22 protein-coding genes are annotated in these 26,663 nt (G+C 45.7%); 8 read left to right on the top strand and 14 right to left on the bottom strand.

Annotated elements, in window-relative coordinates; all coding sequences use genetic code 11:
- Positions 1-752: 752 nt before the first annotated feature.
- A complete protein-coding gene (locus GO755_RS04900) occupies positions 753-2,456 on the top strand; it encodes an AMP-binding protein (protein WP_157583635.1) in 1,704 nt (567 codons plus the stop codon).
- Between the two features lie 69 nt (positions 2,457-2,525).
- Here the strand turns inward: GO755_RS04900 and GO755_RS04895 are convergent, their stop codons facing one another.
- Positions 2,526-2,981 carry a LytR/AlgR family response regulator transcription factor gene (locus GO755_RS04895; RefSeq protein WP_157583634.1) on the bottom strand — a complete coding sequence of 152 codons (456 nt, stop codon included), beginning with the start codon at positions 2,979-2,981 and terminating at the stop codon, positions 2,526-2,528.
- Between the two features lie 275 nt (positions 2,982-3,256).
- On the opposite strand from GO755_RS04895, the gene cysM reads away from it, so the two are divergent.
- The 4 genes from cysM (at position 3,257) to GO755_RS04875 (ending at position 8,765) form a co-directional block, all read left to right on the top strand.
- On the top strand, positions 3,257-4,129 hold the full coding sequence (gene cysM / locus GO755_RS04890) for a cysteine synthase CysM (RefSeq protein ID WP_157583633.1): 873 nt from the start codon (positions 3,257-3,259) through the stop codon (positions 4,127-4,129).
- An 87-nt stretch (positions 4,130-4,216) separates the two neighbouring features.
- Positions 4,217-5,260 (top strand): quinone-dependent dihydroorotate dehydrogenase, encoded by a 1,044-nt coding sequence (locus GO755_RS04885; RefSeq protein WP_157583632.1) that lies wholly within the window; start codon positions 4,217-4,219, stop codon positions 5,258-5,260.
- Between the two features lie 192 nt (positions 5,261-5,452).
- Positions 5,453-8,026, top strand: a complete 2,574-nt coding sequence (locus GO755_RS04880) for an FtsK/SpoIIIE family DNA translocase (protein WP_157583631.1) — start codon at positions 5,453-5,455, stop codon at positions 8,024-8,026.
- Positions 8,027-8,123: 97 nt separating this feature from the next.
- Entirely contained in the window at positions 8,124-8,765 is a 642-nt protein-coding gene (locus GO755_RS04875; protein WP_157583630.1) for a LolA family protein, read from the top strand.
- Positions 8,766-8,832: 67 nt separating this feature from the next.
- Here the strand turns inward: GO755_RS04875 and upp are convergent, their stop codons facing one another.
- On the bottom strand, positions 8,833-9,480 hold the full coding sequence (upp, locus tag GO755_RS04870) for a uracil phosphoribosyltransferase (RefSeq protein WP_157583629.1): 648 nt from the start codon (positions 9,478-9,480) through the stop codon (positions 8,833-8,835).
- Between the two features lie 135 nt (positions 9,481-9,615).
- On the opposite strand from upp, the gene GO755_RS04865 reads away from it, so the two are divergent.
- Both GO755_RS04865 and lpcA read left to right on the top strand, forming a co-directional pair.
- Positions 9,616-11,409: a hypothetical protein gene (locus tag GO755_RS04865; protein ID WP_157583628.1), complete on the top strand. Its 1,794-nt coding sequence runs from the start codon at positions 9,616-9,618 to the stop codon at positions 11,407-11,409.
- Positions 11,410-11,467: 58 nt separating this feature from the next.
- Positions 11,468-12,040 carry a D-sedoheptulose 7-phosphate isomerase gene (gene lpcA / locus GO755_RS04860; RefSeq protein WP_157583627.1) on the top strand — a complete coding sequence of 191 codons (573 nt, stop codon included), beginning with the start codon at positions 11,468-11,470 and terminating at the stop codon, positions 12,038-12,040.
- 127 nt (positions 12,041-12,167) lie between these two features.
- Here lpcA and GO755_RS04855 read toward each other — a convergent pair whose 3' ends face one another.
- From GO755_RS04855 to GO755_RS04840, 4 genes are all read right to left on the bottom strand, one after another.
- On the bottom strand, positions 12,168-14,522 hold the full coding sequence (locus GO755_RS04855) for a carbohydrate binding family 9 domain-containing protein (protein ID WP_157583626.1): 2,355 nt from the start codon (positions 14,520-14,522) through the stop codon (positions 12,168-12,170).
- 119 nt (positions 14,523-14,641) lie between these two features.
- Entirely contained in the window at positions 14,642-15,481 is an 840-nt protein-coding gene (locus GO755_RS04850) for a TPM domain-containing protein (protein WP_157584135.1), read from the bottom strand.
- Positions 15,474-15,905 (bottom strand): TPM domain-containing protein, encoded by a 432-nt coding sequence (locus GO755_RS04845; protein ID WP_157583625.1) that lies wholly within the window; start codon positions 15,903-15,905, stop codon positions 15,474-15,476. The genes GO755_RS04850 and GO755_RS04845 overlap by 8 nt, the downstream gene beginning before the upstream one ends.
- A gap of 93 nt (positions 15,906-15,998) precedes the next feature.
- Positions 15,999-16,580 carry a LemA family protein gene (locus tag GO755_RS04840; RefSeq protein ID WP_157583624.1) on the bottom strand — a complete coding sequence of 194 codons (582 nt, stop codon included), beginning with the start codon at positions 16,578-16,580 and terminating at the stop codon, positions 15,999-16,001.
- Between the two features lie 163 nt (positions 16,581-16,743).
- Between GO755_RS04840 and GO755_RS04835 the strand changes: the two genes are divergently transcribed.
- Complete coding sequence (locus tag GO755_RS04835) at positions 16,744-17,532, top strand: SDR family oxidoreductase (protein ID WP_157583623.1); 789 nt, start codon at positions 16,744-16,746, stop codon at positions 17,530-17,532.
- Positions 17,533-17,600: 68 nt separating this feature from the next.
- Here the strand turns inward: GO755_RS04835 and GO755_RS04830 are convergent, their stop codons facing one another.
- The 8 genes from GO755_RS04830 to GO755_RS04795 all read right to left on the bottom strand — a co-directional run bounded on the left by GO755_RS04830 (position 17,601) and on the right by GO755_RS04795 (position 26,661).
- Positions 17,601-18,260, bottom strand: a complete 660-nt coding sequence (locus GO755_RS04830) for a response regulator transcription factor (protein WP_157583622.1) — start codon at positions 18,258-18,260, stop codon at positions 17,601-17,603.
- 63 nt (positions 18,261-18,323) lie between these two features.
- Positions 18,324-19,136 (bottom strand): sensor histidine kinase, encoded by an 813-nt coding sequence (locus tag GO755_RS04825; RefSeq protein ID WP_157583621.1) that lies wholly within the window; start codon positions 19,134-19,136, stop codon positions 18,324-18,326.
- A 152-nt stretch (positions 19,137-19,288) separates the two neighbouring features.
- Positions 19,289-19,966, bottom strand: a complete 678-nt coding sequence (locus GO755_RS04820) for a hypothetical protein (RefSeq protein ID WP_157583620.1) — start codon at positions 19,964-19,966, stop codon at positions 19,289-19,291.
- Positions 19,967-19,969: 3 nt separating this feature from the next.
- The gene (locus tag GO755_RS04815; protein WP_157583619.1) at positions 19,970-20,386 is read right to left on the bottom strand and encodes a hypothetical protein; all 417 of its coding nucleotides are present in this window, start codon (positions 20,384-20,386) and stop codon (positions 19,970-19,972) included.
- A 408-nt stretch (positions 20,387-20,794) separates the two neighbouring features.
- Positions 20,795-21,520, bottom strand: coding sequence for a 3-keto-disaccharide hydrolase (locus GO755_RS04810; RefSeq protein ID WP_157583618.1), 726 nt, complete (start codon positions 21,518-21,520; stop codon positions 20,795-20,797).
- A gap of 353 nt (positions 21,521-21,873) precedes the next feature.
- Positions 21,874-23,520 (bottom strand): arylsulfatase, encoded by a 1,647-nt coding sequence (locus GO755_RS04805; RefSeq protein ID WP_157583617.1) that lies wholly within the window; start codon positions 23,518-23,520, stop codon positions 21,874-21,876.
- Positions 23,517-24,866 carry a sulfatase gene (locus GO755_RS04800; RefSeq protein ID WP_157583616.1) on the bottom strand — a complete coding sequence of 450 codons (1,350 nt, stop codon included), beginning with the start codon at positions 24,864-24,866 and terminating at the stop codon, positions 23,517-23,519. The genes GO755_RS04805 and GO755_RS04800 overlap by 4 nt, the downstream gene beginning before the upstream one ends.
- Before the next feature lie 4 nt (positions 24,867-24,870).
- On the bottom strand, positions 24,871-26,661 hold the full coding sequence (locus tag GO755_RS04795; RefSeq protein ID WP_157583615.1) for an arylsulfatase: 1,791 nt from the start codon (positions 26,659-26,661) through the stop codon (positions 24,871-24,873).
- Positions 26,662-26,663 lie beyond the last annotated feature (2 nt).

Below are 26,663 nucleotides of genomic sequence, written 5' to 3'. Positions count from 1 at the left end.
CTACCCATCATTTTCTTATACTAGCTATGCCGAATAATAACCTTCTAATTGATAATTTACGGGCTCCTGACAGGAGCCGAACCTCTGTTAGGTTAGGGAGTATCATATATTTTCCTAATATTTTCCTAATAATTTATAAGGCGTTGATTATCAACAATAACTCAACTTCCTTCGGGAGCACAATCAAAACCTACCACTTATTAGCGGTAGGTTTTTTGTGTCTTGGCAGTTACATAAATCACTCCGACGCTGTAATTTTAAAAAAAATTAGTTATCTTGCACACAGGGTTCCTGGAAATAAAAAACGCCGGACTCATCATAGTTCCGGCGTTTCCGCATTCATTTCTTAACTTAAACGCTCTTGAGCGTCAAATTAATGACGCATTCACTGCACCAATGTTGCACTCAATAGGCACTGTTTTATAAGTGGTCAAATACGTGTACAAGTGGTCAATAAAAAAAGCCGGGACTTATAGTTCCGGCTTTTTTGTATTTGGAATAGAAACGTTGTATAACTTCAGAAGAGGATTGAACAATTTCCTTAGTTTTGTTGTACGGATCAATGATTGTTGGCAATAAGGCACTATCTAGGCAGTTAGTTTTATGAGGACAACCAGTAGCGCGTTTTGTTCTGATATTGGAGATTATCAACTCAATTCAACCGATATTGATACTAAAATAGCCAATTACAAATTGCCCGTCTACCTAAGCACTAAAGCGAAGTACATTTGCTTTCAAACCAGCATTTCTACATGAATACGGAATCAACACTAGACCTATATCCCTGGCGACGATTTTATCCCAAGGGAGTTCCATACGAGATTAATCCAGATGCCTACTCCTCTCTAGCTGCTCTTTTAGAGGAAGGTTGTCGACGGTTCACCGATCGTCCTGCTTATGCCTGTATGGGCAAACAGATTACATTCGGCGAATTAGATAAACTATCAACACAATTCGCGTCGTTTTTACAGAATGACCTGGGTCTTCAAAAGGGAGACCGACTGGCAATTCAGATGCCAAACACACTACAATATCCAGTAGCTATGTTTGGTGCTTTACGGGCAGGTTTGGCAGTGGTCAATACGAATCCGCTTTACACGCCCCGCGAAATGCAGCATCAGTTTAAAGACTCGGGAGCAAAAGCGATTGTGATTCTGGCCAACTTTGCCAGTCATTTAGAAAAAATTCTTGATCGTACAGACATTCAACATGTTATCGTCACACAGCTTGGCGACTTATTAGGTTTCCCTAAAAAGCAAATTGTCAATGCGGTTGTCAAGTATGTTAAGAAACTGGTTCCGGCTTACAACCTCCCTGACGCTATTTCGTTTAGTGATGCCCTAAGCCGGGGAAGTACGCAACCATTGAAGCCAGTAGCTATTCAAAATACGGATTTAGCTTTTGTGCAGTATACAGGTGGTACGACGGGCGTTTCAAAGGGGGCCATGCTGACTCATCGAAATATTATCGCGAATGTAGAGGGACAACATTGCTGGATGAAACCTGGTGGTGTTCCCGATGGTGAAGGTATTTACGTTGCAGCACTACCACTTTACCATGTATATGCATTGACAACAAATGCATTAGCGGCTTTGAAAAGCGGGTCTATGAATCTGCTTATTACAAATCCCCGCGACATGAATGCCTTTATCGATGACTTGAAAAAATATAAGTTCACGGCATTTACGGGGGTAAATACACTCTATAATGGCTTACTAAATCATCCGCGCATTGGCGAAGTTGATTTCAGCCATTTGAAGGTTACTTCGGCAGGGGGAATGGCCCTTCAAACGTCCGTAGCCGAACGTTGGACTAAACTTACTGGCAATACACCCTGCGAAGGCTATGGTCTTACGGAGACGTCGCCAGTACTCTGTTCAAATCCCATTGATGGTACGGTACGAGTAGGCACAATTGGCATCCCCTGGCCCAGTACGGAGATGAAACTTATTCGTGAAGATGGTACAGATGCCCCCATAGGTGAAGCAGGTGAGATTGTAGCTCGTGGACCGCAGGTATTCAAAGGATATTACAATCGCCCTGACGAGACAGCTAAGGCAATGCTGGGCGACTGGTTTAAAACGGGTGATGTGGGCGTAATGAATGAAGATGGTTTCTTCAAGATCGTTGACCGAAAAAAGGATATGATTCTGGTATCGGGCTTCAACGTCTATCCAAATGAAATCGAAGATGTGGTATCGCAGTGCCCAGGCGTATTGGAAGTTGCGTGTATTGGCATTCCTGATGAAAAATCGACCGAAGTTGTCAAAATCTTTGTAGTGAAGAAAGATCCCAATCTTACTGTCGAGACGATCAAAGAATTTTGCCGTGAAAATTTGACACCCTACAAAGTGCCTCGCGTCATTGAATTCCGTAATGAGTTGCCCAAATCGAACGTAGGTAAAATTTTGCGTAAACCGTTGCGTGATGAGGAATTGGCAAAGTTGAAAAAATAATAGGCTTAGCAAAGCAGAGCGGGTCGTAGATCGTAATTTTCACGATCTACGACCCGCTCTGCTTTGCTGTTAAACACCTACTAAGGCTGGAGTTGTAGGTCTGGCATCTAGTATCAACAATTCTTGTTGAAACCCTTTTACCTGTTTTATAAATCGGCTGGCTTTCCGACGGGATACTTCGATCAGATCTCCATTCACAAGGCTTACACTAAGTTGCTGGTGGTCTGGATGGAAAGCTTCTAAATACAATAAATTAATAATATTTTTTTTGTGTGGTCGAACAAACACTTTAGGCGATAATCGACTTTCCATTTTCTTTAGCGTCAATGACACCATCAACTGGCTGCCATCAGCAAAATGGAATAAAGTATAGTTGCCTTCACCCTCTAGCCGCACAATACGGTGCATAGGCATTTTCTTACGGCTGCCCCAAAAAGGAAGTGTTAAGTCAGGCATGCCAAACTGGGGTGCAATTTGCTCAACATAGATACTCGTAAGAGGTTTGGATAGTAAAGTTGTTTTCATAGAACAACAAATTATGTGGTGTGAATAAGGGAATCATAAACTACCTAAATCAATAAATTATTAACGTTTATCTTTCTATTTAGCAAGTTTACACAAATTTCATTATCAAGTCGTTAGCTTGGTTGAATATTATTTTTACATGAAATAATGCATGTAAATAGGTTTTTATGAGTAGTAAAGAATAAGGCCTTGATTAACGTATAATGGCGCTTCTAACGAACTTATTGAGCAGCTTTAACCTTCACCACTGAAGAACCAGTTTTAGAAAAATCAGTATGGCAACCCTGCTTGATTTAGTCGGCAATACACCCTTAGTTGAGTTGAATCGTCTGAATCCTAATCCAAATGTTAAGCTATACGGCAAACTCGAAGGCAATAATCCAGGTGGCAGCGTAAAAGACCGGGCTGCGGTCAGCATGATTCAAGGTGCTCTGGCCAGAGGTGATTTAAAACCAGGTATGAAGCTGGTTGAGGCAACAAGTGGTAATACTGGTATTGCCTTGGCTATGATTGCCCGGCTTTATGACATCGAAATCGAGTTAGTAATGCCTGTAAATTCGACCCGTGAGCGCGTCCTGACGATGGAGGCTTTTGGGGCGAAAGTAACATTGACCGAAACCATCGAAAACGCCCGAGACTATGCGGAAGAACAGGTGACTAAAGGTGGCTATCTGATGCTGAATCAATTTGGCAATCCAGATAATTATTTGGCTCACTATCGCAACACAGGCCCTGAAATCTGGCGTGATACTGACGGTCATATTACTCATTTCGTGTCGTCGATGGGCACCACAGGCACCATTATGGGTACGTCTCGTTACCTAAAAGAACAAAACTCGGCTATCCAGATTATAGGCTGTCAACCTACCGATGGTTCTTCGATTCCAGGTATTCGGAAGTGGCCGGTAGAGTATTTGCCCAAAATCTTTGAACCCCAGCGTGTTGATCGTGTCATGGAAGTATCTGCTGATGAAGCGACTATGATGACGCGTAAGTTAGCCAGCGTTGAGGGTGTCTTCGCTGGTATGAGCAGTGGAGGGGCGGTTCATGCAGCCATTCAACTGGCGCAGGAAATAGAGTCAGGAGTGATCGTTTGTATTCTATGCGATCGGGGTGATCGCTATTTGTCATCTGACTTATTTGGTTAACTGTAGAACCAATGGTCCCGGTCGATATATGTAATCTTTCTACTATATACCAACCGGGACCATCGGCTCTACATTATCTTTGTGCGCATGTACAAGCGCATTATTCTACCGTTATTGTTTCGTTTCGATGCCGAAACCATTCATCATACCGTTACAACACTACTCAAACTAGCGCTCTCGATTCCAGGCGTATCGGCTATTTGTCGGAAACTATACGTTTTGGAAGACAAGCGTTTAAACCGCATCGTTTTTGGCCTGACGTTCCCGAATCCGATAGGTATGGCAGCTGGTTTCGATAAAAATGCAGATTTGGTGAGTGAGTTAAGCGATCTGGGGTTTGGTTTCGTTGAAATCGGAACGGTAACTCCTCGCCCACAGTCAGGTAATCCGCGTCCTCGTTTGTTCCGCCTAAAAGTCGATGGTGGATTGATTAACCGGATGGGTTTCAATAATAAAGGCGTTGGACCAGCTGCTGAACGACTTCGACATTTTGCCCGAAACAAAGGAAATCGGCAAGTAATTGTTGGTGGTAATATTGGGAAAAATAAGGATACGCCGAATGAGAATGCGCTTGCGGATTATCTCACTAGCTTTCGAGAGTTGTTCGATGCAGTCGATTATTTCGTGGTGAATGTTAGTTCACCTAATACCCCTGGCCTACGCGATTTACAGGAACGTGAACCCTTAACAAAGCTATTAACGGCGTTACAACAGGAAAATCGTCAACATTCTTCTCCTAAACCTATTCTTCTCAAAATTGCTCCCGATCTAACCAATGGTCAATTAGACGATATTATTGCCATTGTTACCGAAACGGGAATTGCAGGCGTGATAGCGACCAATACAACGATTAGTCGTGCTGGTTTGAAAACAAATTCAACCGATGTCGAACAAATTGGGGCAGGTGGTGTCAGTGGTCGGCCCTTGTGCGAACGATCGACCGAAGTAATTCGATATCTGCATCAGCAATCAGGCGCAGCGTTTCCTATTATTGGCGTTGGTGGAATTTTTTCTGTCGAAGACGCGAAGGAGAAACTAAATGCTGGTGCCAGTCTGGTGCAGTTGTACACTAGTTTTATTTACGAAGGGCCAGCCCTGGCCAAACGCATCAATCGGGGATTGCTTTATTGATTAGACCCACGAGTTCTAGCTCGTGTATGCATTATAACGAAACCCCGGCTAAAACTCATGGGTATAATTAATTCGTAGCGCTTAGTCGGCGTATCCATTCGATAAGGAATCGCAATATTTTGCAACTCTACACGCTTTTTCGTTAAAAAGTGGGAAATTTACCCTGCTGCGATAGCCGCTAACCCAAAGTAAATGGCACAACCAACTACGTCCCCACGCCAGAATACGCTTCGGCGAACTCCTGATCGGAACGAACCCCGTCCGCGTATACCAAACGGTAAACCAGCTGGTCGCTCCCAAGGTACTTCAGTCAATTGGGGAGCCGCTCTCGACCGTTGGTTTACCGACCAACGGTCGACGCTAACACTCGGTGTCCTGCTGATGGGTGTGGCAATAGGGCTGATGTTTGCTTTTATATCCTACTTGCTCAACGGACCCGCCGATCAGAGCGTTGTAGGTGCTGCCTTCTCGGAGCCACTGGCCGAATCGGCTACCGAAACCCGCAACTGGGTTGGATTAGTTGGTGCTTATATAGCGCATGCTTTTGTATTTCGATGGTTTGGTGTCGGGGCACTTGCCTTACCAATTATTGTTTTCCTGGCGGGTTATAAACTGACATTTAAGATCGAGCTACTACCCTTGAGTCGCACCACTACGGCTTTGCTGTTTGCTGCCGTCTGGTGTAGCCTGATTTTGGGTTATATCGTATTGGTGACGAAATCGGCAGAAACCGCCAGTGTGTGGTGTGGGGGAATTGGCTACGAGCTGAACGCGGCACTTTATAGTCTATTTGGATGGGGTAATTTGGCCTTTATTTGTTTTTTGCTCTTCTTTTTTGTCGTTTATTTCTTCGATATACGGCATATAAAACTGCCGGACTTTTCGCGGCCGGTTCGTTCCCAGACTCGAAAACGCTCGGATAATCCACTGCAGACTTACGAAGAGAGTGAATTTGAGCCAGATGAAGATAACGAGTTTGGCCACGAAGAAACAGCGCAAGAGCCCTATCGGAATCCGGGCGTTGAGCCGGTTAATAGTTTCGCTACGAATATCGCTACTGACGAAAATACGAATACCGAAACGCCAATACCTGATGTTGTAGCTAAAACAACGGGCGTTACCCTGACCATCAAAAATCGGGACGCTGTTACAGATGAGCTGGACGAAACTAACGAACTGAGTGCGACACCGGCTCCCACATTTGAGCCAGACCCATTCGAAGACGATGATTTAGTGGCGGTTCATGGCTTGTATGACTCAACTCTTGACTTACCGCAGTATCAATACCCAACCAACGATTTGCTGACTGAGTATCAGAATAACCGCAAAGCACAGGTTTCGGATGATGAACTGACAGCGAATAAAGAAAAGATTGAAAACACGCTGCGGAACTTCGGTATTGAAATCGACTCTATTCAGGCATCTATCGGCCCAACGGTTACTTTATACGAAATTGTACCCGCTAAAGGAGTCAGAATTTCCAAGATTAAGAGCCTGGAAGATGACATTGCGCTAAGTTTGTCGGCCCTTGGTATTCGTATTATTGCTCCAATGCCGGGAATGGGGACCATAGGGATTGAAGTACCCAATAAGAACCGCGAAATGGTGTCTATGCGGTCGATGATTACGAGTGAAGCTTTCAATAATAGTAAGTTCGATCTGCCTGTAGTTCTGGGCAAAACCATATCGAATGAAATTTATGTGGCTGATCTGGCTAAAATGCCCCATTTACTCATGGCAGGGGCCACGGGGCAGGGGAAGTCAGTTGGTCTGAATGTGCTTCTCACATCGCTGATTTATAAGAAGCACCCATCTCAATTGAAACTCGTACTGGTTGATCCTAAAAAGGTTGAACTCACGCTGTTTAATAAGTTGGAACGGCACTTTTTAGCTAAACTTCCCGACTCAGAAGAGCCAATTATCACTGATACCAAGAAGGTTGTCAATACGCTTAATTCGCTTTGTATTGAAATGGATAACCGCTATAACCTGCTGAAAGATGCGGGTTGCCGGAACCTGAAAGAATACAATGCAAAGTTTGTGAAACGTCGGCTTAACCCCGAGAAAGGCCACCGTTTCCTGCCTTATATTGTTCTCATAGTCGACGAGCTTGCCGACTTAATGATGACCGCTGGGAAGGAGGTCGAACAACCCATTGCCCGACTGGCCCAGTTGGCGCGTGCCATTGGTATTCACCTTGTTGTAGCTACGCAACGGCCATCAGTAAATGTGATCACGGGGTTGATTAAGGCCAACTTCCCTGCTCGTTTATCGTTTAAAGTGACGTCAAAAATTGACTCACGAACGATTTTAGATACGGGTGGTGCTGAGCAATTGGTAGGTATGGGCGATATGCTTCTTTCGTCAAACTCCGACATTATTCGACTTCAGTGTCCCTTTGTGGATACGAACGAAATTGAAGAACTCTGCGAGTTTGTCGGCAACCAGCGTGGTTATGATGAAGCGTATGCGCTACCAGAGTTTGTGGGTGACGACGGCGGCCAAAGCGATGATAAAGATGTAGATCTCGGCAATCGTGACCCAATGTTCGATGAAGCGGCCCGGCTTATTGTTATTCACCAGCAAGGTAGTACGTCACTGATTCAGCGTAAACTAAAACTCGGCTACAATCGCGCCGGACGGTTAATCGATCAACTGGAAGCGGCTAAAATTGTTGGTTCATTTGAAGGTAGCAAAGCTCGTGACGTCCTTGTGCAGGACTTACAGACGCTGGAAGAAATGCTGAAAAGGCTTAAGGGTGAGTAATTGTAGACTGGAATGATGCGGGTTATTAAACTTTTAACTCAGATTTCCCGTCTAAGAACTATACACGAACCTGAATTGACGGGTAACACCTATAAAAATGAAGAAAATAGTATTGATGCTGAGTTTGGCTTTAGGAATAGCTTTACCGGCTTTGGCTCAGAAAGACAAACGGGCACAGGATATTTTGGATGCGATGAGTAAGTACTATAAATCACTAAAATCCTATCAGGCTACATTTACTTTCGCTAGTGCGGGGGCAGGTGCAAAGGAGTCTTATAAAGGAGATTTAACGGTAAAAAATGAGAAATTTCATTTACTGTTAGGTGGTCAGGAAGTATTTACGGATGGTAAGGTAATGTCGACCTATATTAAAGAATCCAATGAAGTAAATGTGCAGGACTATGATGCCAGTAGTAACGGCGAATTGAACCCAACCCAGATTTATACGATTTACAAACGGGGTTTCAGTTATCGTTTCTTAAAAGAGCAAAAACAGGGTGGGCGAACACTCGAAATAATAGAGCTGACACCTAATCGTCCTAAGAGTCCAATTGAAACAGTACAGATTTCTGTTGATAAGGCCGACAAATCCGTTCGCAACTGGTTGATTGTTAATAAAGATGGTAAACGTACCTCCTATACAATCATGAAATTCACTCCCAATGTAAATACACCGGATTCGTATTTTGTTTTCGACAAATCGAAGTATCCGGGTGTTGAAGTTGTTGATCTACGATAGGATGTATGGTGTATGATATATTGCTTTCGCGCCAGCTATGTCATACATCCTATATCATACATCAACATCACACTTTCTCTCCAAACGCCAGATCACCTGAGTCGCCCAGGCCAGGAACAATGTAAAAGTGTTCATTAAGATGATCGTCGATGGCTCCTAGCCAAAGATGGCATTGGGGGAGCTGTTGCTGCACATGTCGAACACCTTCTGGGCTAGCGATTACAGCAGCAATATGGGTTTGTGCTGGAATTCCATAACGCAATAAAGCGTGATATACTTTTTCTAGCGAACGGCCCGTTGCCAGCATAGGATCGCAGAGAATAAGGACCTTCCCGCTTAGATCGGGGCTTACGATATAATCCATTGCGATCTCAAATTCCTCGTTCTCCGACGATGAACTACCTCGATAAGCTCCTGCGAAAGCATTCTCGGCCTGATCAAAATAGTTCGCAAAACCCTGGTGAAAAGGTAATCCGGCACGAAGAATAGTGGCCAGAACAGGTTGCTGGCGAAGGACTTGCGTGTTGGAAATACCAAGGGGAGTTTGCACATCAATAAAATGATAGGGCAATTTTTTGGAAATTTCATACGCCATTAATTCACCAAGTCGTTCAAGGTTACGGCGAAACCGCAGCCGATCCTGTTGGATGGAAACATCCCGAAGTTCGGCGATGAACTGATTGGCTAACGAGGGCTGCTGGGCAAAAACAAACATGGTTTGTAGGCTTCTTTCGCCGTAAATTAGCCCCAAGGTTGGCGTATATCCAAACCAATTGTCTAATTTAAGCGGTTTAATGGGGCCAATCGGTTATATAAACACACCTCCCAGGGTCATCAGACAGTAAGTTACATGCGCAGCAACGTTTACGTTTTCTGTTTTCTTTTCATTTCGTTGAGTGTTCGGGCACAAAGCCCATTTGTGCCACTGAATGCAGATTATTATCACTTAATTGACCGGTTCGAAATTCGGCAAAATCACTGGGCTGAAGGGTTTCATAGTTCTGTGAAGCCTTATAACCGACAGAGTATTATTCAGTTAACGGATAGTCTACTTACGCATCCTGGCCGTGATTTATCAGATACCGATTATTTTACTATCGACTATCTACGCAATGACAGTTGGGAATGGGTAACTCCTTATGATACAATACGAAGAGATCCGTTCACGCGGCATCAAAGTGCTTCAATGTCGGTAGGTGACAGTCATAAGCCTTTGTTTAAACATTTTTATCAAAAGAAAGCGGATTTCTATAGTTTACAAACACCAGATATTGATCTGCATGTCAATCCAGTTGTGTATGTAGGCGTAGGTGGTGACATTACATCCAGCTCAACGGATGCGTTGACCAATAAGAATCAGGCTTTATTTGTCAATACGCGGGGCTTGGAAGTACGTGGCACAATTGGAAAGAAGCTGGGTTTTTATACATTCTTTGCCGACAACCAGGCAGTTTACCCTGAATATATACAGCGTTATGGGCAGACGTATGGCCAAGTATATAGTTCGACTGGCGATCCATCTGCCACGGCACCAGGCGAGGGTTTCGTGAAGACATTCCGCACCAATGGCGTGGATTTCCTGTCAGCACGCGGATACTTTACGCTTAATGCCCTCAAAGTCATCAATATCCAATTTGGCCACGACCGAAACTTCTTCGGTAATGGATTTCGATCACTGTTACTGTCTGACAATAGTCCACCGTATTTATTTCTCAAATTGTCAACCCGATTGGGGAGTAGAATTCAATACACGAACCTGTTCACCTCCTTACAAAATACCCAGGCTCCCAGACCTCAGGATGATAAGTTAATTCCTCCGAAGTTTGCCGCAATGCACCATTTGAGCATCAACATCAGTGATCACGTCAATTTGGGTGTATTTGAAGCCGAAGTGTTCAGTCGGGATCGCCTGGATCTTAGTTATTTAAATCCCATTATTCTCTATCGCTATGTTGAGTCGAGTTTGGGCAGTGGCGATAATGCGTTTATTGGCATTGATTTAAAAGCCAACTTTCTGTCCCATTTTCTGGTCTATACTCAGTTCATGCTAGATGAGTTTCGGCTTAAGCCCTTACTGGCAGGCAAGGGTGATTGGACTAATAAGTTTGCCTTACAGCTTGGAGGCAAGTACATTGATGCGTTTAACGTACCAAACCTCGATTTACAGGCTGAATTCAATCTGGCTCGTCCATATACTTATTCGCACGAATCATCGTCTACGGTTAGCTCTGGCCAAACCAATTATGCGCATTACAGCCAACCTCTGGCACATCCCTTGGGTGGTAATTTTATGGAGGGGCTAGGCATTATTCGCTACCAACAAAAGCGATTATCGCTTAATGGAATTGGTGGTGTAATGATGTATGGGGCCGATCCGGCTACAGATATTAATTATGGAGGTAATATCCTGAAAGACTACACAACAAGGATTCGAGAAGAAGGGAATTTTATTGGTCAGGGCCGGAAAACAATTATCACATATGCTGATGTAAGGGCGTCTTATATGATTCGGCATAACGTATTTCTGGAAGGTCGTCTTCTATACCGATTTCAGGACAGCCAATATCGACCTGATAGCTATACAGAAAAGGTTGCTAGCCTTGCTCTCCGCTGGAATTTGCCATATCGAAACTGGGTGTTTTAAACTAAGTGGTATTACTACTTGGTAGCTTACCACTTGGTAACTTACAACTTAACAAAAAATGCTTGATCTTATTCGCCAGGAACTGACGGAAGCGCAGTCTGTTCTAGATAAATTTCTTAGTAGTCCCGAGCATCTATCAGCCATTGAACAGGCGGCTATACTGATGGCCGATGCACTTAAAAGTGGTCGTAAAATTATTTCCTGCGGCAACGGCGGGTCACACTGCGACGCGATGCACTTTGCCGAAGAACTTTCTGGGCGGTATCGTGATAATCGTCGTTCACTGGCAGCTATCGCCATTTCGGATGTTAGTCACATCTCCTGTGTCAGCAACGATTATGGCTATGAATTTGTGTTTTCGCGCTTTATCGAAGGACTAGGTAACGAAGGTGATGTGCTTCTTGGCTTAAGCACAAGTGGTAATTCGGGCAATATAGTTCGGGCTGTTGAAGCTGCCCGGGATAAAGGAATGAAGGTGATTTTGTTAACGGGGAAAGACGGTGGCAAATTAGCCGGAAAAGCCGACGTCGAAATTCGGGTACCGCACTTCGGTTATGCAGATCGTATTCAGGAAATCCACATTAAGGTCATTCACCTATTTATCCTGCTCATTGAAAAACAGGTCATCTGAACCTGGATTTTTGTGATTTAACTGACAGACTTTGATTTTAGCCTTCGGCTTTCGTTGAAAGCAAAATCATAAAAAATCGTGGCCGGTCAGTTAAATCATAAAAATCCAGGCGGGGCCGCCCGCGCGGTCAGAACTGCTTCAGATACGATAACTTACCAATAGTGTGCTGTTCCTGCTGGCGATCGGTGGCGCGAATTGACCCTGCGTAAGTGCCATTGTTATAGACAATATACAGGAATGAAAGCGGCTGAAACTCCCACGACAATCGAATATTCCAGACGTTTTTGTCGGTATACGTATTGCGCTGAAAAAAGCTAATTAGTTGCAGTCGAGGGTTAACAGCCATCCGACTCTCAATACTATGTAAGCCAATCGTGCCCGAATAATTGCCTACGTTTCTGAAGTTATTTAGCTCGCTACTCAGCGTAAACGCCATATGTGGAATAGGGGCTAACACAAGAGACCCTCGGCCGTAATTTAGATTTCCATCATAATAACGGCCTGTTTCGCCAGTGAACTGGAAAGATACTTTTTGCGATGGGTCGGTGCTGAATATGACCTGGTAACGGGTATAACGATATTTTCCTGATGCAATATTGAGCCCTAAAGGACGATAATCGCCATCGTCTAAACGCTCGAACGTAGGAGTAGCAAACAAGCCAAGGTTGCCGCCGTTCTGAAACGTGAGCCAAACTGGATTGAAATTATACAGAGCTTCCTGTAGATAACCCGTTGAAGCCTTGTGGTATAACTCCATGAAAGCCCCCGGCTCAAAATTCCGCACCCATTTCGGTAACCATTTCCCCCGGTTAACCAGATAGAGGCCTGGAGTTGTGGCTATGACATCGCTACGCGAGACAAACCCCATTTCCGGATTGAAATTCTTCGTTACCACCGATTGCGTCCACCAGGCCACTAGTTGATTGGTCCGATAGAAAAGTTGACTATAGGCAGATAGCCCCTTATCAGTGTCTGTTGATCCAAAGGTACCCATTACCATAGCACTATAGGCTACTGTTTGACTCAGCCGGAAAAATCCGTCGAGTGCAACGGTACCATTTTGCCGACCTCTCAGACTATCGGTAGCATGTACGTTTTTTAACGTTACTAAACCACCAATGCGATTCTGACGACCTACATTTTCACTGTATCGCCCAACAATAAAATCAGTAGTTGGACTGCCTGGAATGCCCCGTTGCCGTACCAGCATACCGCCATAATTCCGGTTGAGCGACCGATAAACCAATCGTGCTCCGGCGTCGATTGGAACGGGTGTACTCGTACCGTCCGGGAGCGTTGCTAACCCAATTGTCCGGCTGAAGAAGGGTTGAATAACCATGCTACCCCCTTCGCCTGTATCTTTATTACCGGGTAATCCGGCACCAAACAAGCTGGCGTTTTCCAGAAAAAACGCTCGCCGTTCGGGGAATAAGACGGAAAACCGGGTGATATTATTAACCTGACGGTCTACATCAGCCTGCGCGAAATCAGTATTTAGTGTCAGATCGAGAACTGTGTTGGGATTGATCGCCCATTTCAAATCGCCACCCAGTTTAATGCCTGCCGCTTGACTATAGCCTACTTCGGTGCCATTGTAACGATCGTCACTAATTAGCACATAGGGCTGAATACGGATATTAGGTGAAGGTGGTGGTGGTTTTAAACCCGTAATTAAGCCAGCATACGCTACTCTGCTCGACGTGAAGGCTCTTGGATAAGGTGACCAGGCTGATAATTCATTCGAGTACCGTCGTCGACGGAAGAAATTAATACCCCACGATTGCGTAGAATCTGCCGAACGAACATAACGAAGCGTCTGCCAGGGAATCTGCATTTCAGCCACCCATCCCGAATCGGTGCGGCTGGTACGTACTTTCCAGAAGCCATCCCAATCTACATCATTCAGCAAATCATCAAAGGAAAGCAGGTCGCGTTGGGTGCCGTACGGATTTGTGGCAAACGTCATTGCATTGCGTTGATCGTTGAAACCATCAATGACTACCCCAAACAGATCATGCGCTGTCGCCGAAAAGTCTCGTTTGAAGTTAGGTGCCCGAAGTCCTTTTCGGCCTAATGAGTCATAATTAATAGCCGCAACATAGAGGAAATGGCGATTGTACAGTACCCGTATATCTGTATCAAAGCTAGCCCGCTTACCTTGAGTGGGGTCGACCTGTATAAAGCGATTTACTGGTTTTGCCCGTTGCCAATCACTTTCATTTAGGTGCCCATCAATTTTGAGTTTATCGCTTATTTCAACGGCTTGAATGATTCTACGTTTTGTCGATGGGGCAAAAATTACGGCTTGACCCGTTGCAGATTGCTCATTCAGACTGCCTTGTTCACTTGAACTTTTCCGAATAGTATCTGGTAAAGCAACATCTGATTGCGCAGTGGTCGGAATAACGGGATTTGTCTGTGCGAATGAAAAAAATGGCAAAAAGACTAAAATTATACACTGACGAACAGGAGCGGGTAACATAAAAGAGGATAGCTTACTAAGTCAAAGTAAGCTATCCTGCGTTAAAACAGTGCTGTTTTTTCGTTGAACGGCCCGTTGAGCCTGTTTATCGGCTGTTAATAAAGCATATAAAGCTTGATTTAGTAGTCGCCACCGGCGCCACCACCGCCGAAACTACCTCCCCCAAAACCGCCGAATCCACCACCACTGTCTCCGCCACCACTACTCCAGCCGCCACCGCCTGAGTTTCCCCAACTGGAGGTTGGGAAGAAAACAGGACCGCCCCAGCCACCACCACGGTTGCGATTATTGCCACCACCCCGATTCCGACGCGCGATGATGAAAATGATGATAAGAAAGATAATCAGGGCAATGAAAATTCCGCTTCCACCACTATCATTACCACTAGTTGAGTCGGGATCGCCTTTATATTCTCCCCTGGCTCGTTGGATTATCTCAGTAGTAGCATCATCCAGTCCTCGGTAATATTGCTCCTGCTTAAAAGCTGGAACTATCGTATTCGTGATAATTCGCTTGGCAATGGCATCAGGAATGGCGCCTTCTAACCCATAACCAGGGGCAATGAAGATTTTGCGCGTCTGGGTAGCCCAGGCAAGAACCAATCCATTGTTTTTATCTTTCTGACCAACTCCCCACTTTCGACCTACCTGAAAGGCGAAGTCGCCAATCGGGTAAGGGTCCGTTGTTTTAACAATGACAATGGTGATCTGGGTTGAGGTTGAGTCATTATACGCACGGAGCTTCTGCTCTAATTGCGTGCGCTCAGTACTAGTCAAAATGCCTGCGAAGTCATTAACCAGGCGGGGCGGATTTGGCTTATTAGGGATAACCGTATCGGCTGCTGATTCCTGAGCCCGCAAATTAGCAGACGTACTCAGCAGGAGTAAGGCTACTCCAAGACAGATAATTCGGGTAATTTGATTAACAAAATGAAGTACATTCACGGCAGTATCAGTCAAACGAAATATCGTCGGCGAGTTCGTTGGTGTCATCGCTGGCGTAAGGGAAATACTGTTTTAACTGTTGCCCGGCCCGCTCAATTCCCTGGCTTAGTCCTTCGGCGTAAGCCCCCTTGGCAAAATGGTTACGGAGCAGATTCTTTGTGCTTTCCCAGAAGTCAGCAGGCACTTTTGCATCAATTCCTTGATCACCTACCACCGCGAACTTTCGATCGGTATAAGCTACATAAAAAAGTACGCCGTTCTGATCTTTGGTTTGGTGCATGCCTAACTGGGCAAACACCTCAATAGCTCGTTGCACGGGATCAGTATTGCTGCAATGGGCTTCTACATGCACCCGAATTTCGCCCGATGTAGCCTTTTCGGCCTGCCGGATAGATTCGACAATGCGATGCTGCTCGTCGGGGGTGAAGGGATTGGTCATAGGCGACTATGTGAAGTGAGTGAAGTGGGTTGATTAAGTGAGTAAGGACGATTCACCTACTTCACTTAATCAACTCACTTCACTAATCACTACTTAAAACTGTACCGTTGGGGCGCTCTGAGCGGCTTGTGAAGCCTCGAAGAATCCTTTCACAGGGAATCCGAAAATGCCGGCGAAGATATTGTTCGGAAACGAGCGTACAGACTGATTATAAACTCGCACAGCTCCATTAAAGTCATTCCGGGCTACGGAGATACGGTTTTCAGTACCTTCTAACTGCGCCTGTAATTCCGAGAAATTTTGAGTTGCCTTCAGTTGAGGATAACTCTCAGCTACAGCCAGCAAGCGCGACAATGAACCGCTTAACTGATCCTGTGCAGCCTGGAATTTCTGAATATTTTCAGGAGTCAGCTGGTCAGCATTCAGCTTGATGCCCGTTGCGTTGGCACGCGCCTGAATAACGGCTGTCAACGTGCTTTTTTCAAAATTGGCTGCTCCCTGTACTGTCCGAACAAGGTTAGGAATCAGATCTGACCGACGTTGATACTGCGTCTGAACTTGCGCCCATTTTTCCTGTACATTGGTATCATTCTGAACCAAACCGTTGTAGGAACTACAGCCGTACATGCCCAAAATAAGGGCGATAACCACCACGATAATTAACGATTTTGACATGGTATGTTGAAATGCAAAGGTTATTATTGGATTCAAAGTTGGTCAAAACTACTAATTTGTTTATGTAAAACTACGTTAGCGGTGTTTTTCCCACCTTTGCTCCGCATTTGTATGGATAATTGGTAGCTAATAAACTTGAAACAAATCAAAAACCTGTTTTCGAATGAACCTTGACTTAACGGGTAAAACTGCCCTTGTTAGCGGTAGTACACAGGGCATTGGCCGTGCTGCTGCTATAGAACTGGCCTTGCTGGGTGCTAATATTATCTTGATGGCTCGTAATGAGCAGACCCTAAAAAGTACGCTGGCCGACTTAAACACAGAAAAAGGACAAACGCATTATTATATCGTGGCCGATTTCAGTCAGTCGGGAGCCGTGGCAGCAGCCATTGCACAACATTTGGCCAAATTTCCTGATCTACATATTCTTGTCAATAACACAGGAGGCCCGGCTGGTGGCCCCCTGCTTGAGGCTAAAGCCGATGAGTTTGTGCAAACATTCCACAATCATCTGCTCAACAATCAGGCATTAGTACAGACGGTTGTACCGGCTATGAAACGAGCGGGTTATGGACGCATCGTCAATATTATTTCAACCTCTGTTAAACAACCAATTGCTGGACTAGGGGTTTCAAATACGATTCGGGGAGCGGTTGCGCAATGGGCGAAAACCCTATCTCTGGAAATTGCTCGTTTCGGCATAACAGTCAATAATGTATTGCCGGGTTATACAGAAACCGCTCGATTAGAGGCAGTGCTGGCGATGCGTACCAAAACATCCGGCAAATCAAAGGCAGAAATAACGATGCAGATGAAGAGTGAAATTCCAACCGGGCGGTTTGCCACACCTGAAGAAGTAGCCGCAGCTGTGGCCTTTTTGTGTACACCCGCAGCAGCCTCAATTAACGGCATTAATATTCCGGTAGATGGCGGAAAAACGGGAAGCCTTTAATGTTTCAAGTTCAAGGTTTCAAGTTTCATGTTTGCCGGAGTAGAACTTGAAACCTTGAACTTGAGACATTAAACCAGATTATTTTTAAACGCGTAGGCAACCATACCAGCGGTGTTTTTGGTGCCCGTTTTTTCAAGAATTCGAAGACGGTGTCCTTCAACGGTACGGGGGCTAAGAAATATTTTTTCGCTGATCTCGTTGGTTGAAAGACCTTCACAGATCAGTGTTAGCACTTCTTTTTCTCGCTCCGACAATAAAATCTTACTATTATAGAAAGCATTGACCGGCTTGGTAGCATTAGGCTTGTTCGTCATCTTGCGCAACATGGCTTTTGAGACAAACTCATTCAAATAAACACCCTCATCGATTACCTTTCGAATGGCTTTCTCCACTTCACCTGCTTCAGCATCTTTCAATAGGTAACCACTGACGCCTTTCTCTAATAGATGTAGCACCATTCGATCTTCGTCATGCATTGTTAGCACAACGATTTTAACGAGCGGGTAATTTTCACGCAGATAGTCGGCTGTAGCGGTGCCATCCATAACCGGCATTTGCAGGTCGAGTAGCACGACATCAGGTGTTTTTCGGGGAATTTTTTCAATGAGTTCCTGACCATTACCCGCTTCCAGAATCAATTCGAAATCGTGAATCTGTCCTAGAATGGTTGACATCCCAACTCGAAATAGAGTATGATCATCGCAGAGAGCCAGTTTAATTTTTCGCATAGAGGAGAAGAGTTAGCAGCTGTTACCCAATAAGTCGTAAAAACAACCTATTGGACAAACAAATTAACTCATTAAATCAACAGGCTGTGCATCATGCAGATGAACCTGCACATGAATCTGTGAACCACGACCGGGTGCCACATCGAATGTGACGTGCCCATTCACCACATTTAATCGACTTTCTATATTACGAAGCCCCAGTCCCCCCTGTTTATTTTCCATTACCGCATCGAAGTCAAAGCCTACGCCATCGTCCAGAACCGATAAACGGATCTCTTTTTCAAAGTTAAATACCTCAACGACAATGTGTCGGGCGCGGGCGTGTCGGATGGCATTGTTGACCAATTCCTGAGCGATTCGGTAAAGCATCAGGTCGAGGGCTGGCGTGAAGTGCGTCTCTACTTCTGGATAAATTAACTGGATTTCTGTTTCATTATCGGTAGCCCGGTCGGCCAATTCTTCAAGTGCTGCTAACAGACCAAATCGCTCGAGAGTTGTCGGGACCAGATTGCGACTGATGCGCCGGACATTCGTCATCGTCTCATCAATCATGGAGCGGGTTTTCTGAAACTGAAACCCAACTTTTACTTCACCACCCAATTGTTGTTCTAATTGATTCAGGCTCATTTTGGTAATTGACAACATGGTGCCAATACCATCATGCATATCTTCGGCGAGTCGTTTTCGCTCTTCTTCCTGACCTCGGAAAGTAGCCTCCATTAAGTCACGCCGATGCTGTGCCTGTAATTCTTTAAAAGCCAATTGTTGTCGGGCCTGTTTTTGCTGATAATAGGCCACGAAAATGATGATGAACACCGCCATCACCAGTAGTACAGCCGTACCTACAGCAATTACAAAACCAGCATCCATTGACATACTATTTGCTTACGCTCAATCTAAGTGAAGTAAAGTTGATTAATCGCTGTCTGAATGTCAATGGGTTAGGTATATGATTGAGTAAGCGGCAACTATTAAGTAGGTATTATTTTTATTTTGAATACTATGACCTCCACAAATGAATAGTCAAACTAGATCAAACTTTCCTGATCGTATTTACTAACCCAAAGTCCATAAGCAGAAAACAGGCAGAATAGAATAAATAATATCTGAGTTGCATTCCAATATTTATCAAATACTTCAGCAGGGACTTTATTGATGTCTTTATACCAATATTCACTGAAAAGCATAATAAAAAACGTGCCGGATGCATAAAGAAGTAGCCCCGCACTAAACCAAAACATTGTATGCAGTAATACATTATTAACACGCATATCAACTAAAATTTTGTTGAAATACGCTAATGATAAACCGATTGATAGTAATCGAAATGTTGATAAGGCTCTAGTGGAGACTCTTGTAGCATCATACGAATAAAAAATGATGCCAAGGCATACTATAATTAAGCCAATCGTAATTTGCTTAGATAATGGCTTATCAAAACAATAATAATAAACTAGGCCTATTAAAACCGTTTGGAAAACAGTTTCTAAATTTTGAATGTAAAATGTATTAAGTGCGTATAAGGCATGCCAAAGCGCATACGTGTCTTTGATAAAACAAAAAACAAAGAATAGCCATATGCAAAGAGCGCTTTTATCTAAGCTTTTCCAGATAATTACACCTATTATAATAGGAAGGCCACTACTCAAATGAGAAAATAAATCAATAGGATATTTTACCCACAATTCTAGTAGCCGATCCCACATAATCTAATTACTATTTCCACAATGTTGTGGGCAAGTATATCCATCGCCTACGGCCCCACTATTATTACCATCTCCTGCGTCATCTTTTAATCCGCCATGTCCCGCGTAAGCGAGCAAGTCTCTACCGCTCGAATCTACACCCGTTAGTAAAGCGCGGGAATTAAGCTTGCCTCTTCCTGGCTCGGTAGGTTTGCCGTCTTCATCCTCCCAGCGATTGGCGTAGTGGACACGAATACCCACACAGCCCGGTTGCTTGAGCAACTCGGTTATTCGGTTAAGACCGAAAAATTCCGAGCGCGTATAGTCGTTTTCTTTATGGCCACAGGCTAACTTACTAGCACGGTAGGCTTCTTTCATGGACAGGTTTTCTTTCGTACTCAGAAAGCGTCCTGCATTTTCATTGAAAATAGAATCACTCATGGAAAAAAGAGAGTAAAAGTGAGGAAGTACAAGCTGTTTATTGGAATGGACATAATCGGAAAGCGCGACTAAAATACGACAACTGGTATAGTATCGCAACATCCCTCAATGCCTATATTGATGAGGCAACTTATTGAATGTTAAGTTGTTGTGCTCAAAAAAATAATTGTCAATGCGTAGTTCTACGTACTAAAGTGCGGACTTTTGCCTATTAAGATCAAGGCACTGAAAATCGGTGTTTCTTCGCTCAAATGAATATGAGCTCGTAGTCTACCTTTGTTGCATAGCTGATGGCTTGTGCAGTAAGTACACATTGGCGCCAACATTTCTCATAGGTTAGGTTAAGATACACCTGATAGTTAGCTGACTGTCAGGTGTTTTATTTTTAATGAACCATTGCTGAAACTATCAGAGCGGGCGCAGTTTGATGTTTCGGAACCAGACGTTGGTATTCCAGTCCTGTAAACCAATTCGCCCACTGAACTTTCCTTTTCCGACTGGGGCGTCTTTGAGCTTACTGGCTGCCATACGCTGTTTCCAGTCGGCACTGGTCAGGTCGTGCTCCTGAACGGTGAAGCCGTTTATGCTGACAATCAGTTTATTCTTTTTTAGGCTCACCGCTAGCTGATTCCAACTTCCGAGCGGCTTTGGCTCCTGCATCCGAACGTCGGCTATGCCAAACAGATCGCCGGAGCTGTGCGGATGGGCCGACTCTTTTTGATAGAGTGCATCATCTCCCACCTGAACCTCAAGACCGGTATCATAAATTTTTTTGTTCTGCGCTTCTTCCTGCACAAAGAAAAAGAATCCGCTATTGGTATACTTTTCTATTTTGAACTCTGCTTTAAACTCAAAATCACCTAAAATTGACGCATCGGTCACTAAATCACCTGCATCACGTGGTGTTGTAGCTGTTTGAGGAACATCCAGATGCAGAACTCCCTGTTCTACTTTCCAGGTTGCGGGAACACCTTTTCCATTGTATCGATGCCAGCCTTTTAGATCTTGCCCATCAAAGAGCAATTTCCAGCCTTCTTTCTTTTCCTGGGCCGACAGGGTATTGAGGGATTGCGCCTGCACAAGTGGGCAAGCTAAATAGGTGATCAAACCAAAGGCTGCAATTTTAGCGAACATTCGTCTTTGAATTTAGGGTACTATAAAATGAGAAAAATGAGAGAACTGATTGAATCAGAAATTATTCAGCAAAGCGCTATTGTGAACGAACTTACTATGTTAGCTCTAGTCTGGGCGTGTCCATTGGTTATCTAACCAGTTGGTGTGCCCTTGCAACGTAAACGACAACATACTTGTTTTCTCGTGAGCAGTCCCGACTAATTGTAAACCAGGAACATCCTTCAGTAATCGGGTGGCATACACAAGCAGGTAGTGCTCACAAAAAATTTAAACAGCCTCAACAAAATAGAGTAACTTTCCTTTGAGTGTACTGGCACCTTTTGATGTTATGACAGAGTTTGAACCATAACGAATTAATCAGCCGTCTTGAAGAAATTCCACTCTTTCGAAAAGTCCGTTTTCATTGTCCCTTTGGGGAAAACATGGTGCGAGTTAGCCCAGGTGTTCCACTGCTGATCGAGCTTTTTAACCAGATCGGGGTGTTCCGTTGCGCGATTGTGCTGTTCGGTTCGGTCGGTTTCCAGATTGTATAATTCCCAGGGGGCACCAATGGACCCGACGGCTTTCCAGTTGCCAAACCGGATGGCGCGGTGGTTTTCGTGCTCCCAATACATATACTCGTGCGGCTGGCGCGTCCCTTTCGTGAGTACAGGAAGCAAACTTTTACCTTCAATCGGTTGAATTTTCTGCCCTTTCGCTTCTGTCGGATACGTTGCTCCACTTGCCTCCAGAAAGGTGGGCATAATGTCGATCAGGTAACCCGGTGTCGACGTAATACGGCCCTTCTGACCTGCTGTGCCTGCAGGGTAATGGATGATCAGGGGCGTAGCAATGCCACCTTCATACGAAACGTGCTTAAATCCTTTGAATGGCGTATTGGACGCATTCGCCCAGACGCCCCCGTACGATATAGCACCGCCTTTGGCCGGATCGTTGATGTCCGTCAACGCCCCTCCACCCAAAACACCGCCTTCCTGACAGGCACCATTGTCGGACAGGAAGACCAGTAGCGTATTGTCTAATTTGCCAGTCTTTTTGAGGTAATCAACCAGCTTACCAATGTTCTGATCCATGCGTGAAATCTGGGCAGCGTAGACGGCCATCCGGTAATCCATCTCCTGTTGTTTGGCGGTGTCCTGTTCAGCCCAGGCCGGATAGATTTCCGGGCGGGCAGAAATGCCCCATTTTTCGGGAGCAATACCTTCTTTGACCTGCTTCCGGAACCGTTGTTCCCGAAGCGCGTCCCAGCCCTGCCGGTATTTTCCTCGGAAGCGTTCAATATCCTGATTGAGCGCATGCAACGGCCAGTGTGGGGATGTAAACGCCAGATACAGGAAAAACGGCTGCTGGTCTTTTTGCTCGTTCAGGAACGTAATGGCATGATCGGTAAAGGCATCCGTCGTGTAAAACGGCTGTTCTACTTTGTCAAGAGGTTCATTATCCTGCCAGATACCGCGCGGCTGGATGGGATCTAAATAGCTACTGGCACCAGCCAATAAGCCGTAGTAGCGATCAAAGCCCCGCTGGCGTGGGCGCAGATCGGGTATACCTGACCCCAAATGCCACTTTCCGGCCATATAGGTATGATAACCTGCCGGTTTTAGTACTTCCGCCAACGTAACGCAGTTACGATTGATTTCACCCCGGTAGCCGTAAACGCCATAATCATAGTCGATTCGATTGCTCGGTTCTTTGGTCATGTGGCCAATGCCCGCCTGGTGTGGAAACAGACCCGTCATCAGCGAAGCCCGTGTAGGGCAGCAGCGAGCCGAATTATAAAACTGAGTGAACCGGACACCCTGACTGGCGAGCTTATCCAGGTTAGGTGTTGGAATTTCAGAGCCGTAACAGCCCAGATCTGAGTAACCCATATCGTCGGCCATGATGAGGACGATATTTGGTTTTTGGGCGGCTTTGGGAGTTGTTGATTTTTTTGGCGGTGTGGCACCGATGAAGAAGAGCCCGCTTAGGAAGGCACTAAGGATGAGTATTTTTTTCATGGTTTGAGAGAATTCATGGCTGTTGGGAAATCGCGGGCCGTCTTTTGGCGCCATTCCCGTAATTGAGTAAGCAATTGGGTTCGTTGAGTTGGTAGTTTATCGGATAAATCGGTCTGCTCACCCGGATCGTCAGCCAGGTTGAAGAGCTGAATCTGGCCCGTGTCGAAGTATTCGATCAGCTTAATATCTCCGTTTCGGATGGCCCCGGCAGAGCGACCACCCAGAAAATGGGGCTTCGCAAGCGGATAATTCCAGTAGAGCGTTCTGAGAATTGGCTTCGCTCGGCCTTTCAGTACGGATGCGATGCTGATACCATCAAGCTGTTGATCAGGAGCCGGTTTGACCGAGGCAAGTTCCAGTAAAGTGGGGTAGATGTCCAGCGTATTAACCACTTGCGTCGAGACTTTCCCTGGCGGTATGACTCCCGGCCAATATGCGATGAAGGGTTCCCGAATGCCGCCTTCAAACAACTCCGATTTTCCACCTCGGAGTGGGGCGTTCGACGTTACGTTTAGCTCACCACCATTGTCAGATGTAAATAGAATCAACGTGTTATCCTTCAGACCCAATTCAGTTAATGTCGCGATTAGTTGACCAACGCCATCATCAACACGTTCCAGCATGGCGGCCAGTTCGGGGTTATTTTGTTTCATACCAGCACCAGCCTTTTGTCGATATTTCGCGACGTCTTCCGGCTTACCCGCCAATGTCGTATGGACCGCGTAATGCGACAGATACAGGAAAAATGGACTTTTCTGATTGCGCTTGATGAAGTCAACCGCTTCCTGATTTAGCCGGTCGGTCAGGTACTCGCCTTTGGTTCTGGCCTGGACATCGGGCATGAAAAAGTACGGATGAACGTAATCGCCACCAGCAATGTAGCCCGTTTCGGAGCAGATCACCTCGTCCCAGCCGTGCTTAGCTGGTTCGCCTTTTTTCTTCGTATAATCGCCCGTGAGGTGCCATTTGCCAATCAGGCCGGAATGGTAACCCGCTTTCTTAAGCTGTTCATTAAGCGTTACGTAGTCTGGAGACAGAAACTTTTCGTCTTTAGCATCCAGATAATCGGTGATGCCAACCCGCGCCGGATGCTGACCGGTCATGAGCGCAATGCGCGTAGGGGTGCAGACGGGCGCGGTGGCGTATGCCTGTGTAAACCGCATTCCACCAGCCGCCAGCCGATCCAGGTTGGGCGTTTCGTTAAAACGATTTCCGTAGCTGCCTAATTCATGCCAACCCAGATCATCGGCCAGAATCAGGATGATATTGGGTGGCGTTTTTGGCTTTTGGGCGAAAACACATACCGCCATCAGAACGCAAACGAGTATAGGAATAACCTTTTTCATACATCTACCGCTTTTTCACGTCTACATAAAAAGGCCCCAACGTGCCTTTATCCGTTTCCAGCCACGATTCCAGGTTGTAGTCACCCCGCTTCAGGTAAACCTGACTAATCGTTTCCTTGGTACTATTGTCCTGATCCGTTTGTAGGCTGCGCTGGGTTTGTCCGACTCGCACAACTACCCGACTCCCTTTCTTGATGGCCCGATTCTGAATCGTGAAATCATAACACCCATCCGTTTCTACCCGAACGGCCCAGTAAGCCAAACCCGTCTCGGCAATCCAGTTACTCACCAGACCAGACCAATCCTGACGGGTCAATACAGTCGAGTTTTCGTGAGTCGTACCCAGACTGATTCGCCGGGTGACCAGATTGGGGCTGGCCGCAATGTCCTTATAGACCTTGTCAAGTTCAGTTTTCAACTCCTGGGCAATTGCTGGGTTAGTCGAGATCAGATTCGTGCGTTCGTAAGGGTCCGTTTTGAGGTTATACAACTCAAAACTTTCAGGTTTTTGTGCATCGGCATTAACGGCAACAAGCTTGTAATCATTCTTGTACAGAGCCGCATTTCGATAGGGTTCGGGCCAGCCCCGGTTCCAGGCATTGTAGAAAACTCCCTTTCGCTCAACTTGCCGACCCTGAATAAACGGAAGCGCCGATTGACCATCAAGCCGCAAATTGCCCGGCAGAGGAATGTGTACGGCTTCCAGTAAGGTTGGCAGGATATCGATATGGGTCAGGCGGGTGTTGATGTCTTTGTCGACTGGGAAAATTCCGTTACCCCGAATGAAATGCGGTGTGCGTGTACCTCCTTCATACACAGTTCCTTTGCGACCTTTTAATCCCGTATTGAACCGTACCTGCTGATTGCCGTTATCGGTCGTGAAAATCACAATGGTGTTTTCTTCCAGATTTAGGGCTTTGACCTGCGCCAGAATTCGGCCCACGTTATCGTCGATATTGGTAATCATGGCGTAAGCCCGACGGGCATCCTCTTTATCCTTTTCGGTCATGGCTGCCCAGTCTGTACCGGGCTTCGTGTCGAAAGGGGTATTGAAGGCCAGGTCTTTGTACTGGTCATAATATTTTTTGGGTACCTGTAACGGATCGTGCGGTGCGTTATAAGCAACGTACAGGAAAAAAGGCCGAGCCGCGTCTCCCGACTTTTGCTGGCTGGTTTTTAGGAAATCCAGCGCGGCATCGGTGAATACATCAGTACAGTAGCCACTAGACTTTACCGGAACATTGTTCTTATAAAGTGTCGAGTTGAAATAACTGCTGTCTGGCCGGAAGAAGTTATCCGCATGATCGCCGGGCTGGCCAATACCCCCACCGTGCCCAACGAATGAGAATGCAAATCCCTGCTCCGATGCCCGGTAGGGATAATTGTCGCCCAGATGCCATTTGCCAACAATGCCAGTCTGATACCCATGCTGCGCCAGAATTTCGGCCAGCGTTACCTCTTCGGTCGCCATAATGGAGCCACCGTTGTAGGTATCATGCACACCCGTTCGCTGGTGGTACCGACCCGTCAGCAAACTGGCTCGCGTTGGACTACAAACCGGCGATGTATGGTAATTGGCCAATCGGGTACTCTGGGTTGCAAACGCGTCGATGTTTGGGGTTTTGAGGTGTGGGTTGCCATAAAATCCCAAATCGCCATAGCCCTGATCATCTGTCATAATCAGGATAATGTTCGGCCGTTTGACTGCCTTGGGAGAAGCAGATGGTTGTGCCCATACTGACGTAGTAATGAACACACTGGCCAGAAGCAGACGTAGAACAGCTCGTTGTTTCATAG

Source organism: Spirosoma arboris (assembly GCF_009754945.1).
GTDB lineage: Bacteria > Bacteroidota > Bacteroidia > Cytophagales > Spirosomataceae > Spirosoma > Spirosoma arboris.
This window is presented reverse-complemented; position numbering and strand designations above follow the sequence as displayed.

What these genes read in the sequence shown, in the direction of transcription:
- GO755_RS04900 (WP_157583635.1), top strand. Translation starts at nt 753, where the DNA reads ATGAATACGGAATCAACACTAGACCTATATCCCTGGCGACGATTTTAT.
- GO755_RS04835 (WP_157583623.1), top strand. Translation starts at nt 16,744, where the DNA reads ATGAACCTTGACTTAACGGGTAAAACTGCCCTTGTTAGCGGTAGTACA.
- GO755_RS04800 (WP_157583616.1), bottom strand. Translation starts at nt 24,866, where the DNA reads ATGAAAAAGGTTATTCCTATACTCGTTTGCGTTCTGATGGCGGTATGT.
- cysM (WP_157583633.1), top strand. Translation starts at nt 3,257, where the DNA reads ATGGCAACCCTGCTTGATTTAGTCGGCAATACACCCTTAGTTGAGTTG.
- GO755_RS04880 (WP_157583631.1), top strand. Translation starts at nt 5,453, where the DNA reads ATGGCACAACCAACTACGTCCCCACGCCAGAATACGCTTCGGCGAACT.
- lpcA (WP_157583627.1), top strand. Translation starts at nt 11,468, where the DNA reads ATGCTTGATCTTATTCGCCAGGAACTGACGGAAGCGCAGTCTGTTCTA.
- upp (WP_157583629.1), bottom strand. Translation starts at nt 9,480, where the DNA reads ATGTTTGTTTTTGCCCAGCAGCCCTCGTTAGCCAATCAGTTCATCGCC.
- GO755_RS04815 (WP_157583619.1), bottom strand. Translation starts at nt 20,386, where the DNA reads ATGAGTGATTCTATTTTCAATGAAAATGCAGGACGCTTTCTGAGTACG.
- GO755_RS04865 (WP_157583628.1), top strand. Translation starts at nt 9,616, where the DNA reads ATGCGCAGCAACGTTTACGTTTTCTGTTTTCTTTTCATTTCGTTGAGT.
- GO755_RS04820 (WP_157583620.1), bottom strand. Translation starts at nt 19,966, where the DNA reads ATGTGGGATCGGCTACTAGAATTGTGGGTAAAATATCCTATTGATTTA.
- GO755_RS04855 (WP_157583626.1), bottom strand. Translation starts at nt 14,522, where the DNA reads ATGTTACCCGCTCCTGTTCGTCAGTGTATAATTTTAGTCTTTTTGCCA.
- GO755_RS04895 (WP_157583634.1), bottom strand. Translation starts at nt 2,981, where the DNA reads ATGAAAACAACTTTACTATCCAAACCTCTTACGAGTATCTATGTTGAG.
- GO755_RS04805 (WP_157583617.1), bottom strand. Translation starts at nt 23,520, where the DNA reads ATGAAAAAAATACTCATCCTTAGTGCCTTCCTAAGCGGGCTCTTCTTC.
- GO755_RS04830 (WP_157583622.1), bottom strand. Translation starts at nt 18,260, where the DNA reads ATGCGAAAAATTAAACTGGCTCTCTGCGATGATCATACTCTATTTCGA.
- GO755_RS04845 (WP_157583625.1), bottom strand. Translation starts at nt 15,905, where the DNA reads ATGACCAATCCCTTCACCCCCGACGAGCAGCATCGCATTGTCGAATCT.
- GO755_RS04810 (WP_157583618.1), bottom strand. Translation starts at nt 21,520, where the DNA reads ATGTTCGCTAAAATTGCAGCCTTTGGTTTGATCACCTATTTAGCTTGC.
- GO755_RS04885 (WP_157583632.1), top strand. Translation starts at nt 4,217, where the DNA reads ATGTACAAGCGCATTATTCTACCGTTATTGTTTCGTTTCGATGCCGAA.
- GO755_RS04840 (WP_157583624.1), bottom strand. Translation starts at nt 16,580, where the DNA reads ATGTCAAAATCGTTAATTATCGTGGTGGTTATCGCCCTTATTTTGGGC.
- GO755_RS04825 (WP_157583621.1), bottom strand. Translation starts at nt 19,136, where the DNA reads ATGTCAATGGATGCTGGTTTTGTAATTGCTGTAGGTACGGCTGTACTA.
- GO755_RS04795 (WP_157583615.1), bottom strand. Translation starts at nt 26,661, where the DNA reads ATGAAACAACGAGCTGTTCTACGTCTGCTTCTGGCCAGTGTGTTCATT.
- GO755_RS04875 (WP_157583630.1), top strand. Translation starts at nt 8,124, where the DNA reads ATGAAGAAAATAGTATTGATGCTGAGTTTGGCTTTAGGAATAGCTTTA.